The organism is Spiribacter halobius, from assembly GCF_020883455.1.
Taxonomy (GTDB): Bacteria; Pseudomonadota; Gammaproteobacteria; order Nitrococcales; family Nitrococcaceae; genus Sediminicurvatus; species Sediminicurvatus halobius.
In genome coordinates this window covers 1896274-1909351 of record NZ_CP086615.1, presented here as the reverse complement: position 1 = coordinate 1909351, position 13078 = coordinate 1896274, and the positions used below count along the sequence as shown (strand labels likewise).

Here is a 13078-nt window from a genome sequence, read left to right as displayed (position 1 = left end):
CGCCGGCCCGCCTCAGCGGGCCTGCTGGCGGCGCTCCGCCCACTGGATGGGCGTGGTCTTGCGCTGGGGCCGGGCCGAGGGGCAGCCGCCCTCGGGTCCGAAGGTCACCGGCTCTTCCATCCAGACCCGGTCCAGCGCCTCGGCCGTGTTGTCCGGCGGCTGCGCCGCCACCCGCGCCCGCAGCTCGGCGTCCTCCGGCTCACAGCCGGCGAGCGCCAGCAGCGGCTCGAAGACCACCGCGTACGGGTTGCCGTCCTCGGCGAGCCGGGCGTGGAGGACGGCGAGCAGTGGCCCGGTCTCCTCCAGCCAGGCCGCCGCGGCCTCCAGCTCCAGCGTCGACAGGAACTCGAGGAACAGCGGCAGGTAGTCGGGCAGCTCCCGGCTCGCGATCTGGAAGCCGTTCTCCCGGTATACCTGCTGCAGGTCCACCATGGCCTGGCCGCGGTCCCGCGACTCGCCGTGCACATGTTCGAAGAGATGCAGCGACCGGGCCCGGCCGCGGTCGAAGGTCTCCACGTACTCCGCCTGCAGATCGAGCAGATCCCGGGCGCGCAGCCGCTCCAGCAGCCGCTCGAAGCCCTCCCGGCAGCGGCCGGCCACCAGGCCCTCCACATCGAGGGCCTCGCCGAGCTCGCGGGTATGGGCCACGAGCTGCTCGTCCGGGTAGTGCAGCAGCAGGCCGATCACCTTGAACGTATGCATGACCCTGCCCTCCTCACGAGACCTGCTTCGCGCGGGCCAGCAGCTCGTCGCGGTTGGGGAACTTCCGCTTGCGCGGGCTCTTCGAGCCGAACAGGTTCGGGCTGGTGACACCGGTGGTGTTGCAGCCGTCGCCGAAGCTGAAGCCGCAGCCGCTGCGATCCCCGTACGGATCCTCGGTGGAGAGCTCGCGGTGCGCCGTGGGGATGACGAAGCGGTCCTCGTAGTCGGCGAGCGCCATGATGCGGTACATGTCCTCAAGCTGCGCCGGGGTCAGGCCCACGTTCTCCAGCACCTCGGTGTGCTCGACGCCGTCCACGGTCTGCCCGCGCTTGTACACGCGCATGGCGAGCATGCGCTCCAGGGCGTGGGCGACGGGGCGCTCGTCGCCGGCGGTGAGCATGTTGGCGAGGTACTTGAGCGGGATGCGCAGGGACTTCACGTCCGGGATGAGCCCGTCCATGCCGACGTTGCCCGCATCCGCCGCCGACTGAATGGGCGAGAGCGGCGGCACGTACCAGACCATGGGCAGCGTCCGGTACTCGGGGTGCAGCGGGAAGGCCACCTTCCAGTCCATGGCCATCTTCCACACCGGCGAGACCTTGGCCGCCTCCAGCCAGGAGTCCGGCACGCCGTCCTTGCGGGCCTGGGCGATGACCTCCGGGTCGTTGGGGTCGAGGAATACCCGCAGCTGCGCCTCGTAGAGGTCCTGCTCGTTGGGGGTGGCGGCCGCTTCGGCGATGGCGTCGGCGTCATAGAGCAGCACACCCAGGTAGCGGATGCGGCCGACACAGGTCTCCGAGCACACCGTCGGCTGACCCGCCTCGATCCGCGGGTAGCAGAAGGTGCACTTCTCGGACTTTCCGGACTGCCAGTTGTAGTAGATCTTCTTGTACGGGCAGCCGGAGATGCACATCCGCCAGCCGCGGCACTTGTCCTGGTCGATCAGGACGATGCCGTCCTCCTCACGCTTGTAGATTGCCCCACTCGGGCAGCTCGCGACGCACGTGGGGTTGAGGCAGTGCTCGCAGAGCCGCGGCAGGTACATGAGGAAGGTGTTCTCGAACTGCCCGTAGATCTCCTTCTGCACCTGCTGGAAGTTGTAGTCCTGGGAGCGCTTCTCGAACTCGCCGCCGAGGATCTCCTCCCAGTTCGGGCCCCACTCGATCTTGTCCATGGGCAGCCCGGTGATGGCCGAGTAGGGCTTCGCCGTGGGCTGCGCCTTGGACTCGGGAGCGGTGTGCAGGCGCTGATAGTCGTAGTTGAAGGGCTCGTAGTAGTCGTCGATCTCCGGCAGGTGCGGGTTGGCGAAGATGTTGGCGAGCAGCCGCCACTTGCCGCCCTGCTTCGGGCGCAGCGTGCCCTTGCCGTTGCCGGTGCGCTCCCAGCCGCCACGCCAGCGGGCCTGGTTCTCCCAGTCCTTGGGGTAGCCGATGCCGGGCTTGCTCTCGACGTTGTTGAACCAGGCGTATTCCATGCCCTCCCGCGAGGTCCAGACGTTCTTGCACGTCACCGAGCAGGTGTGGCAGCCGATGCACTTGTCGAGGTTGAGGACCTTGCCGATCTGCGCGCGGACCTTCATCGCGTGTACTCCTGTGCCAGGATGCTTTCGTCATCGCCCTCCAGCCAGTCGACCCGGGACATCTTGCGGGCCACCACGAACTCGTCGCGGTTGGAGCCCACCGTCCCGTAGTAGTTGAAGCCGTAGGAGAGCTGGGCATAGCCGCCGATCATGTGGGTCGGCTTGAGCACCGCCCGGGTGACGGAGTTGTGGATGCCGCCGCGTTTGCCGGTGATCTCGGATCCGGGCGTGTTCACGATCCGCTCCTGGGCGTGGTACATCATCGCCATGCCCTCGCGGACGCGCTGGGAAACCACCGCCCGGGCCACCACCGCGCCGTTGACGTTGAAGACCTCGATCCAGTCGTTGTCCTCAATGCCGGCCTTCTTCGCGTCCACCTCCGAGATCCAGATGCAGGGCCCGCCCCGCGAGAGCGTGAGCATCAGCAGGTTGTCGCTGTAGGTGCTGTGGATGCCCCACTTCTGATGCGGGGTGATCCAGTTCAGCACCAGCTCCGGATTGCCGTTGGAGCGCCGGCCCTCGAGCTGCTTCCAGGTCTTGGTGTTCACCGGCGGGCGGTAGCTCACGAAGCCCTCGCCGAAGGCCCGCATCCAGGAGTGGTCCTGGTAGAACTGCTGGCGCCCGGTGAGGGTGCGCCAGGGGATCAGCTCGTGGACGTTGGTCCAGCCGGCGTTGTAGCAGACCTCCTCCGACTCGATGCCCGACCAGGTGGGCGAGGAGATGATCTTGCGCGGCTGGGCGACAATGTCGCGGAAACCGATGTGCTCGTGCTCCTTGGACAGGGCCAGGTGCCGGTGATCGCGCCCGGTGAACCTGCCGAGCGCCTCCCACGCCTTGACCGCCACATGGCCGTTGGTCTCCGGGGCGAGGGACATGATGGTGTCCGCGGCCTGGGTGGCCGTGTCCATGCTCGGACGCGCATCGCTGCCGTTGCCGTTGTGGCGCCCGTGCAGCCGGCCGAGGTAGTCCACCTCCGACTCGGTGTTCCAGCTGATGCCCTTGCCGCCGTTGCCAAGCTTGTCCAGCAACGGCCCGACGCTGGTGAAGCGCTCGTAGGTGTTGGGATAGTCCCGCTCCACGACGACCAGGTTGGGCATGGTCTTGCCCGGCACCGGATCGCACTCGCCCCGCTTCCAGTCCTTGACGTCGAAGGGCTGACCGAGCTCCCCCGGGGTGTCGTGGAGCAGCGGCACGGTGACCACGTCCTTCTCCACCCCGAGATGCCCCGGCACCACCTCCGAGAACTTGCGCGCGAGACCCTTGAAGATGTCCCAGTCGCTGCGCGCCTCCCAGGCCGGATCGGTGGCCTCGGAGAGCGGGTGGATGAACGGGTGCATGTCCGAGGTGTTGAGGTCGTTCTTCTCGTACCAGGTCGCCGTCGGCAGGACGATGTCCGAGTACAGGCAGGTGGTGGACATGCGGAAGTCCAGGGTCACCAGCAGATCGAGCTTGCCGCGGGGGGCCTCGTCCCGCCAGACCACCTCCTCGGCACGCTGGAAGCCCTCGTCGCCGAGGTCCTGCTCCTGGACGCCATCGTCGGTGCCGAGCAGGTGCTTGAGCAGGTACTCGTGACCCTTGCCGCTCGAGCCGAGCAGGTTTGAGCGCCAGATGAAGAGGTTGCGCGGAAAATTGGCCGGGTTGTCCGGGTCCTCGCAGGCCATGCGCAGCTCGCCGCTCTTGAGCTGCTCGACCACGTAGTCCTTCGGCTCCATGCCCGCAGCCGCGGCGTCCCGGGCGACCTGCAGCGGGTTGCGTCCAAGCTGGGGAGCCGAGGGCAGCCAGCCCATGCGCTCGGCGCGGACGTTGTAGTCGATCATGCTGCCGCCCCAGTCCTTGGGATCGGCCAGCGGCGAGAGGATCTCGGAGACCTCGAGCTTCTCGTAGCGCCACTGATCGGAGTGCGCGTACCAGAAGGAGGTGCCGTTCATGTGCCGTGGCGGGCGCGCCCAGTCCAGGGCGAAGGCCACCGGCAGCCAGCCGGTCTGCGGGCGCAGCTTCTCCTGGCCGACGTAGTGGGCCCAGCCGCCCCCGCTCTGGCCGATGCAGCCGCACATCACCAGCATGTTGATGATGGCGCGGTAGTTCATGTCCATGTGGTACCAGTGGTTCAGACCGGCGCCGAGGATGACCATGGACTTGCCGTTGGTCTTCGCGGCGTTGTCGGCGAACTCCCGGGCCACCCGGATCACGTGCTCCGCCGGCACGCTGGTGATGCGCTCCTGCCAGGCCGGCGTATAGGGCTTGTCGTCCTCGTAGGACTTGGGGACGTCGTCACCCTCGAAGCCGCGGTCGACGCCGTAGTGGGCGGCCATGAGGTCGAACACCGTGGCCACCTTCACCTCGCGGCCGTCGGCCAGCGTGAGCCGGCGCACCGGCACCTTGCGCTCGAGCACGTCCTGCTGCTCGTTGGCGGTGAAGTACTCGTGCTCGATGCCACCGAAGTAGGGGAAGGCCACGGTGGCGAGCTCGTCGTGGCCGTCGGCCAGCGAGAGCACCAGCTCGACGTTGCGGCCCTTGCCGCCGCCCTCCTTCTGCTCCAGGTTCCAGCGCCCGCTCTCGTCCCAGCGGAAGCCGATCGAGCCCCGCGGGCAGACGATGTCGCCGGACTTGCCGTCGATGCCGAGGGTCTTCCACTCGGTGTGCTGCTTCTGCCCGGCGCCGTCCTCCAGGTCGCTGGCGCGCAGGAAGCGCCCGGGGGCGGTACCGCGCGGGGTCTCCTCCAGCTCCACCAGCAGCGGCATGTCCGTGTAGCGCCGGCAGTAGTCGGTGAAGTAGGGCTCCTGGCGGTCGACGTGGAACTCCTTGAGGATCACGTGCCCGAGGGCCATGCCGAGGGCGGCGTCCGTGCCCTGCTTCGGCGACAGCCACAGGTCGCCGAACTTGGTGGCCTCCGCGTAGTCGGGGGAGACCACCACGGTCTTGGTGCCGTTGTAGCGCGCCTCGGTCATGAAGTGGGCGTCCGGCGTGCGCGTCTGCGGCACGTTGGAGCCCCACATCATCAGGAACTTGGCGTTGTACCAGTCCGCCGACTCGGGGACGTCCGTCTGCTCGCCCCAGGTCATGGGCGAGCTCGGGGGCAGGTCGCAGTACCAGTCGTAGAAAGACAGGCAGGCCCCGCCGATCAGGGACAGGTAACGCGCACCCGCGGCGTAGGAGACCATGGACATGGCCGGGATCGGCGAGAAGCCGATGATGCGGTCCGGCCCGTAGTCGCGGGCTGTGTAGACATTGGCCGCGGCGATCATCTCCTCGACCTCGTCCCAGTCCGCCCGCACCAGGCCGCCCAGCCCGCGCTTGCGCTTGTACTCGTCGGCCTTCTCGGGGATGGAGACGATGGACTCCCAGGCGGCCACCGGGTCGTCGTGGACCTTGCGCGCCTCGCGCCACAGCCGCAGCAGCCGCCCGCGCACCATCGGGTACTTCAGGCGGTTGGCGCTGTACATGTACCAGGAGTAGCTCGCACCGCGGGCGCAGCCCCGGGGCTCGTGATTGGGCAGACCGGGCCGCGTGCGCGGGTAGTCGGTCTGCTGGGTCTCCCAGGTGACCAGGCCGTCCTTGACGTAGATCTTCCAGGAGCAGGCCCCGGTGCAGTTCACGCCGTGGGTGGAGCGCACGATCTTGTCGTGCTGCCAGCGCTGGCGGTAGGCCTTCTCCCAGGAGCGGTCCTCCAGGGTGGTCTGCCCCAGATCGCCGGAGAAGGTGTCCTGCACCCGCTTGAAGAAGGTGAGTCTGTCGAGGAAGTGGCTCATCGCTCTCTCGCTCCGCTGGTTGCCACGAGGCCGGGGCGGCAGGCCGCCGCCCCGGCGAATGGGTCGCGCCGCGCGCTCAGCACGGCGCCTCCGCGCCGCGGCGGTGGTAGAACCACCAGGTCACGGCGATGCACGTCAGGTAGTAGATGGCGAAGGCATACAGCGCCGCCGTCGGCCCGCCGGTCACGGCGATGGAGGTGCCGTACGCCTTGGGGATGAAGAACGCGCCGTAGGCGGCGATCGCCGAGCTGAACCCCAGCGTCGCCGCGGACTCCTTGTTGGCGGCCTTGATGGCGGCGAGCCGGGCCTCCTCGCCCTGCCCCTCGGCACCGCGCTCGTGGATGTTGCGGAAGATCACCGGGATCATCCGGAAGGTGGAGCCGTTGCCCACGCCGGTTGTGATGAACAGCAGCATGAACATGCCGAAGAAGCCCCAGAAATTGCCCTCCGTGCCCAGCACCGGCAGGAAATAGACCACACCGAAGACCGCTGCAATCATCACCACGAAGTTCCAGAAAGTGACCCGGGCACCGCCCAGTTTGTCGGACATCCAGCCGCCGACCGGGCGGATGAGCGCGCCCACCATCGGCCCGAGGAAGGCGTACTGGAGCGGGTCCACGTCCGGGAACTGGGTCTTGATCAGCAGTGGGAAGCCCGCCGAGTAGCCGATGAAGCTGCCGAAGGTGGCGATGTAGAGATAGGTCATCAGCCACTGGTGCTTGCGCTTGAAGATGACGGCCTGATCCCGGAACGAGGCCTGCGCGGTGGCAAGATCGTTCATCCCGAACCAGGCGAGCACCGTGAACAGCAGGATGAACGGCACCCAAATGAAGCCGGCGTTCTGCAGCCACAGGCGCCCGCCGTCGGAGAGCTCCTGGGGCCCGCCGAACACGGCGGCGAAGGCGCCGGTGGTGATCACCGCCGGCACCACGAACTGCATCACCGACACGCCCAGGTTGCCGAGCCCGGCGTTCAGCCCAAGGGCCGTGCCCTGCTGGCTCTTCGGGTAGAAGAAGCTGATGTTGGCCATGCTGGAGGCGAAGTTGCCGCCGCCGAAGCCGCAAAGCAGCGCGAGGACGATGAACACCCAGTAGGGCGTGTCCGGGCTCTGCACCGCCAGCCCCATGCCCAGCGCCGGGATCACCAGCGAGGCGGTGCTGATCACCGTCCAGCGCCGGCCGCCGAAGATCGGCACCATGAAGCTGTAGAAGATGCGCAGCGTCGCTCCGGAGAGCCCGGGCAGCGCGGCGAGCCAGAACAGCTGGTTGTCGGTGAAGGTGAAGCCGATGCTGTTGAGGCGCACGGCGACGGCGCTGAACACCATCCACACCGAGAAGGCCAGCAGCAGGCAGGGGATGGAGATCCAGAGGTTGCGGGTGGCAACCCGCTTGCCGTAGCTCTCCCAGAACTCGGCATCCTCGGGACGCCAGTCCGTGATCAGGTGTCTGTTGCCAGGGGTGGCGATGGTAGCCATGGTCAGGTTCCTCCCGGGAATCCGTAGCGGGGGGCGCCGTCAGGCGCCGCTGCCCTGGGGTTGTGACTGGGGACCGGTCGCCCGCTCGGGCGGCCGGGCGGTGCCGGGGAGGTCCTGGATCTCCGGCAGGTAACGGAAGCTCTCCTCGCTCTCCAGGCCCGGGAACTTGCGCCGCTCCATGCGCCGGATGGCGAAGTGCATCCAGGTGAGCGAGACAGCCACCAGCACGAACAGCACCATGTAGGAGCTGGTCCAGATGCCGGTGAAATCGAGCACCATCCCGAAGGCGATGGGCAGGAAGAAGCCCCCGAGGCCGCCGATCATGCCGACCAGGCCGCCCACCGAACCCACGTGGTTCGGGTAGTACACGGGGATGTGCTTGTAGACGGCGGCCTTGCCCAGCGACATGAAGAAGCCGAGCACCACGGTGAACAGCACCGCCCCCCACAGCGGTAACGCCATGCTGAACTCGATGGGCCCGTCCTTGCCCTGGACCACGTAGCGGGTCTCCGGATAGGAGAGGAAGAACAGGCAGACCAGCGAGGCGATGAAGGTCCAGTACATCACCGCCCGGGCGCCGTAGACGTCGGACAGCCAGCCGCCCAGGGCCCGGAAGACGCTGCCGGGCAGCGAGTAGAGCGCGGCGAAGGTGCCGGCCAGCGCGATATCCACGCCGTAGGCGCCGACGTAGTAGCGCGGCAGGTAGGACGCCAGCGCCACGAACGCCCCGAAGACGAAGAAGTAGTACAGCGAGAAGCGCCAGACCTGCAGGTACTTCAGCGGCTCGAGCTGCATCAGGGCGCTGTTCGGCTTGCGGCCCTCGCGCTTGCGCCGCGCGGTGGCCGGATCCTCCTTGGAGAAGATGAAGAACACTACGGCCATGATGGCGAGCACCGTCGCGTAGACGACGGCGGTCTGCTCCCAGCCGAGCGCCACCAGCAGGAACGGTGCGCCGAAGTTGGTCACTGCCGCGCCCACGTTGCCGGCGCCGAAGATGCCGAGGGCCGTGCCTTGCTTCTCTTTCTCGAACCAGGCCGACGTGTAGGCGATGCCGACGATGAACGAGCCGCCGGCAAGCCCCACGCCCAGCGCGGCGAGCAGGAAAAGCTCGTAGGTCTGCACGAACGAGAGCAGATACACGCAGAGGGCCGTGAGCAGCATCTGGATGGTGAACACGAGCCGGCCGCCGAACTGCTCCGTCCAGATGCCGAGAAAGATGCGGCTGATGGAGCCGGTGAGCACCGGTGTGGCCACCAGGAGGCCGAACTGAGTCTCGGAGAGGCCCAGATCCTGCTGGATGCGCACACCGATGATCGAGAAGATCGTCCACACCGCGAAGCAGACGGTGAAGGCGACGGTGCTCAGGGTCAGTGCCCGGTATTGCTCGGGGCGTTGTACGCCCTCTGGTGGTTGAGACATGACGCCCTCCGGTTGCCAATGGCTTTGTCGTTGGAGCCGAGGCTACGGAGGGTCAGCGGGATAACCTTGATGCGGATCAAGGTCACCCTGGAGATGTTCCAAGGATATCAACTGCCTACCTCTTTTTAGGTAGACACCGGCCAGCCATTGGATGAGAGTCTCGGCGCATGGCTGCCAGCACGTACCCGACTCCGAAGCGATCCCTGCTCGCCCAGCTCGGGGTGGTGCTCGGGGCCATCGTCGCGCTGGCGCTGCTGGGCCTGCTGTCCTCGGTGATCGTGGCGCAGACCGCGGCGGGAGATGCGGCCGCCATCAACCATGCCGGGACGTTGCGCATGCAGGCCTGGCGGCTGGCCAGCCTGTTGCAGCAGGGCGCTCCCAGGGCTGAGGTCGACGGTGCCCTGGCCAGCTTCAGGGACGACCTGGAGGCACCGGCGCTTACCCGCGTGCTGCCAGGCGCCGACGGCCACCCCGTTCGCGTCACCTACAGCACGGTCACCGTGCAGTGGTCCCTGGCACTGGAGCCGCTGGCTCGGCGAGCCAGCAGCGGCGACAGCCAGGCAGTGCGCGACTACCTGGAGGTGGTCGGCCCCTTTGTTGCCAGGGTGGACGAGCTGGTGACCGGGCTCGAGCGCGAGGCGGAGGCCAAGATCCAGCTCCTGCGCACGCTCCAGGGCATAGCTCTGTTCGCGACACTGGCGCTGGTGTTCTACGCCATGTATCGCCTCAGCACGCAGATCCTGCCCCCGCTGCGGCAGCTGCTCGCGGCCGTGGAGCAGGTTCGTGCCGGCGATCTCGCGGCCCGCACCCGCTACCGTGAGGACGACGAGATCGGCCTGCTCTCCATGACCTTCAACCGCATGGCCGAGAGCCTGCAGGGCATGACCCACCGCCTGGAGACGCTGGTAGCGGACCGCACCGCTCGGCTGACCCAGAGCAATCGGGCGCTGCAGCTGCTCTACGAGGGTGCCCGGCGACTCGGCCGCGAGGCACCGGCCGTCGCCGACTTCCAGGAGGTGCTGGAGCATCTGACGGCGGTGCTGGACGTTGGCCCGGCGAGCCTGTGCCTGACACGGCCCGGCCACCGTCAGCCCTACCGCCAGCTCGTCGCCGCGGGTCCGCTGGCGGGCAATGGCCCGGCGGTACCGAGCTGCCCGCCGCCGCCCCACGGCGAGAGCGGTGTCTTCGATCTGCGGCTGAGCGAGGCCGGCCACCGCTACGGCACGCTGCGCATCGCCCACCCCCCCGGGCGACCGCTCGCCGGCTGGCAGATCCGCCTCGCCGAGTCCATCGCCGGACAGTTCGCCGGCGCCCTGGGGCAGCGGGAGCGCGAGGCCGAGCGCCGGCGGCTGGCCCTGGCGGAGGAGCGCGCCGTCATCGCCCGCGAGCTGCACGACTCGCTGGCGCAGTCGCTGTCATACCTGCGGATCCAGACCACTCGCATGCAGGCGGCGCTGGAGGAGGACGGCAGGGAAGAGGCACGGGCCGTGCTGGAGGAGCTGCGCACGGGCCTGGCCGATGCCTACCGCCAGCTACGCGAGCTCCTGGACACCTTCCGTCTGCGGCTCACCGAGGGCGGGCTCGGTGCTGCCCTGGAGGCGGCAGTCAGCGACAGTGCCGAGCGTGGTGGCGTTCGCGTGTCGCTGTATCATGCCGGCGCGGAGCCGCCGCTGACCGCCAACGAGGAGCTGCATCTCGTGCAGATCGCCCGCGAGGCGCTGGCCAACGTTACCCAGCATGCCGAAGCGAAACACTGCGAGGTGCGCCTTGCCACTGACGCCCAGGGGCGGCTGTGCCTGACAGTGGATGACGATGGTATCGGCCCGCCGGCTGGTGAGCCCGATCATCACTATGGCCTGGTCATCATGCGCGAGCGGGCGGAGACCCTCGGCGGCCGGCTCGAGCTCACCCGGCGCCCGGAGGGCGGGACCCGCGTACAGGTGTGCTTCCGGCCCCAGGCCACCCGTGAAACGGAGGACGTCCCATGAGCACGCCAACCACGGTGCTCATCGTCGACGACCATCCGCTCTTTCGCCGCGGAGTACGCCAGCTGCTCGAGCTCACGCCGGGGCTCGCCTGCGCCGGTGAGGCCAGCGACGGCGAGCAGGCCCTGGCCGCGGTGAAGAACGACGAGCCCGACCTCATCCTGATGGACCTGCGGATGCGCGGCATGGACGGACTTGCCGCCATCGGCGCCCTGCGCAGCGCCGGCGTGCAGTGCCGCATCGTTGTGCTCACGGTCTCCGACAGTGACGAGCATGTGGTGGCGGCGCTACGGGCGGGCGCCGACGGCTACCTGCTCAAGGACATGGAACCCGAGGCCCTGCAGGAGAGCATCCGCGAGGCTGCCGAGGGCGAGATGGTGCTGAGCGAGCGCCTCACCGGCGTGCTCGCCCGTGCCGTGCAGGGTCGCGATCCGGGCAGCGAGGGCCTGGAACAGCTGACACCCCGGGAGCGAGCGGCGCTCGGCTGCCTTGCCCGTGGCCTCAGCAACAAGCGCATCGCCAGTGAGCTGAAAGTGAGCGAGGGCACGGTGAAGGTCCACGTCCGCAATCTGCTGCGCAAGATGGGGCTGCGCTCGCGGGTGGAGGCGGCCGTGTGGGCCGTGCAGCACGGCATCGAGTAGGCCGGGTGGGTCCAGGCCCCTCGCCCGCCTGCGCTTCCATCTGTCCGCGGCCGCCGGCTTCGGCGCGAGGGCGCGCCTCCCAGGGCTTTCGTCCGCTGGCGGTCCCGGCACGCAACGCGTCGAAGCTGCGCCCCCGCCGCGAATCCCCCGGGGGGAGCGCACCCATGCTGCGCGCAACCCATCCGCCCAGGTGGAAGCCGGCCGACATCGCCCACTGGCCCGCCGCAGAGCGCACAGGCATCATGATTGTCCCGGCCGCCATTCCCAGGACCCAGCGTGACCGCGCAACCGGCCTCCGCTGCACAGCCAGCCCCTGTCCTCGGTATCGCCGGCTGGAGCGGCGCCGGCAAGACGACCCTGCTCGCCGCCGTCATACCACGGCTCACGGCGGCGGGGCTGCGGGTTGCCCTGGTCAAGCACGCCCATCACCGCTTCGACGTGGACCACCCCGGCAAGGACAGCCATCGGCTGCGTGAGGCCGGCGCCCGTGAGGTACTGATCACCTCCGCCCGGCGCCACGTGCGCATCGTCGAGCGTGCCGAGCCGCGCGATCCGGTGCTGGAGGAGGAGCTGGCCCGGGTGGACCGGCAGCGGAACGACCTGGTGCTGGTAGAGGGGTTCCGCCATGCGCCCATCCCCAAGCTCGAGGTCTGGCGCGCCGCCCGGGGTGAGCCGCCGCTCTACCCCGGGGACGCTCACATCCTCGCCGTGGTCACGGACAGCCCGGAGCAGGTCGATACCCGGCTCCCGGTGCTGGCCCTGGATCAGCCGGAATCGGTGGCCGCGTTCATCCGCCGCTGGCTCGAGGAGGTTAGGCAACCGCGAGCCCCGCAGAATGAATGATATCCGCGAGGGCATCGCCGCGCGGCTTGCAGGGCATGCGCTGTTCCGCCCCCTCTCCGCCGCCCAGCGGCTGCAGCTCGCCGGCGCCACCCGGGAGGTCGCGCTAGCCGCCGGGGAGCCGCTGTTCCACCAGGGGGACCCGTGCGAGCGCTTCTTTCTGGTGGAGGCGGGTCAGATCAAGCTCTCGCGCACTTCGCGCACCGGCCACGAGAAGATCATCGAGCTGTTCGGCCCAGGACAGGCCTTCGCCGAGGCGGTGATGTTCATGGACATCGCCTGCTATCCGGTGGACGCCACCGCGGTCACCGACGCCCGCCTGCTTGCCGTCGGCAATGCCGCCTACCGCGAGATCCTCGCCGCCGACAACACAGCCTGCCTGGAGCTGCTGGGGGATCTCAGCATGCATCTGCACGCCCGCGTCGCGGAGATCGAGCGGCTGACCCTGCGCAGCGCCCGCGAGCGCCTGGCGGACTACCTGCTCGCGCTGCTGCCCGAGGGCGCGACCGCCGGCACCACCCTGACCCTGCCCGTCCCGAAACAGACCATCGCGGCGCGGCTGTCGGTGAGCCCGGAGACGCTCTCCCGCAGCTTCGCCCAGCTCACCGAGGCCGGCATCCTCAGCCTGCGCGGCCGCGCGGTCACCATTCACGCGCCGGAGCGGCTGCGCCGGGATGGGGAGTAGTTGC

At 68.8% G+C, this 13078-nt stretch carries 9 protein-coding genes; 4 read left to right on the top strand and 5 right to left on the bottom strand.

The annotated features are described in order from the left end of the window. Window positions 1–12: 12 nt before the first annotated feature. The 5 genes from narJ to LMH63_RS08630 all read right to left on the bottom strand — a co-directional run bounded on the left by narJ (window position 13) and on the right by LMH63_RS08630 (window position 8923). Window positions 13–702 (bottom strand): nitrate reductase molybdenum cofactor assembly chaperone, encoded by a 690-nt coding sequence (gene narJ / locus LMH63_RS08650; protein WP_109680034.1) that lies wholly within the window; start codon window positions 700–702, stop codon window positions 13–15. Window positions 703–715: 13 nt separating this feature from the next. Next, complete coding sequence (gene narH / locus LMH63_RS08645) at window positions 716–2281, bottom strand: nitrate reductase subunit beta (protein ID WP_109680033.1); 1566 nt, start codon at window positions 2279–2281, stop codon at window positions 716–718. Beyond that, window positions 2278–6030 (bottom strand): nitrate reductase subunit alpha, encoded by a 3753-nt coding sequence (locus tag LMH63_RS08640; protein WP_109680032.1) that lies wholly within the window; start codon window positions 6028–6030, stop codon window positions 2278–2280. The genes narH and LMH63_RS08640 overlap by 4 nt, the downstream gene beginning before the upstream one ends. Before the next feature lie 76 nt (window positions 6031–6106). Then, the gene (locus tag LMH63_RS08635; protein ID WP_109680031.1) at window positions 6107–7504 is read right to left on the bottom strand and encodes a NarK family nitrate/nitrite MFS transporter; all 1398 of its coding nucleotides are present in this window, start codon (window positions 7502–7504) and stop codon (window positions 6107–6109) included. A 39-nt stretch (window positions 7505–7543) separates the two neighbouring features. Continuing rightward, on the bottom strand, window positions 7544–8923 hold the full coding sequence (locus LMH63_RS08630; RefSeq protein ID WP_109680030.1) for an MFS transporter: 1380 nt from the start codon (window positions 8921–8923) through the stop codon (window positions 7544–7546). Window positions 8924–9090: 167 nt separating this feature from the next. Here LMH63_RS08630 and LMH63_RS08625 point away from each other — a divergent pair, with 167 nt between their 5' ends. The 4 genes from LMH63_RS08625 to LMH63_RS08610 all read left to right on the top strand — a co-directional run bounded on the left by LMH63_RS08625 (window position 9091) and on the right by LMH63_RS08610 (window position 13074). After that, window positions 9091–10911, top strand: a complete 1821-nt coding sequence (locus LMH63_RS08625) for an ATP-binding protein (protein WP_109680029.1) — start codon at window positions 9091–9093, stop codon at window positions 10909–10911. Next, a complete protein-coding gene (gene narL, locus LMH63_RS08620) occupies window positions 10908–11549 on the top strand; it encodes a two-component system response regulator NarL (RefSeq protein WP_109680028.1) in 642 nt (213 codons plus the stop codon). The genes LMH63_RS08625 and narL overlap by 4 nt, the downstream gene beginning before the upstream one ends. A 276-nt stretch (window positions 11550–11825) precedes the next feature. Next, window positions 11826–12392, top strand: coding sequence for a molybdopterin-guanine dinucleotide biosynthesis protein B (mobB, locus tag LMH63_RS08615; RefSeq protein ID WP_109680027.1), 567 nt, complete (start codon window positions 11826–11828; stop codon window positions 12390–12392). Continuing rightward, window positions 12385–13074, top strand: coding sequence for a Crp/Fnr family transcriptional regulator (locus tag LMH63_RS08610; protein ID WP_109680026.1), 690 nt, complete (start codon window positions 12385–12387; stop codon window positions 13072–13074). Before mobB ends, LMH63_RS08610 begins: the two co-directional genes overlap by 8 nt. The last annotated feature ends 4 nt before the right edge of the window (window positions 13075–13078 follow it).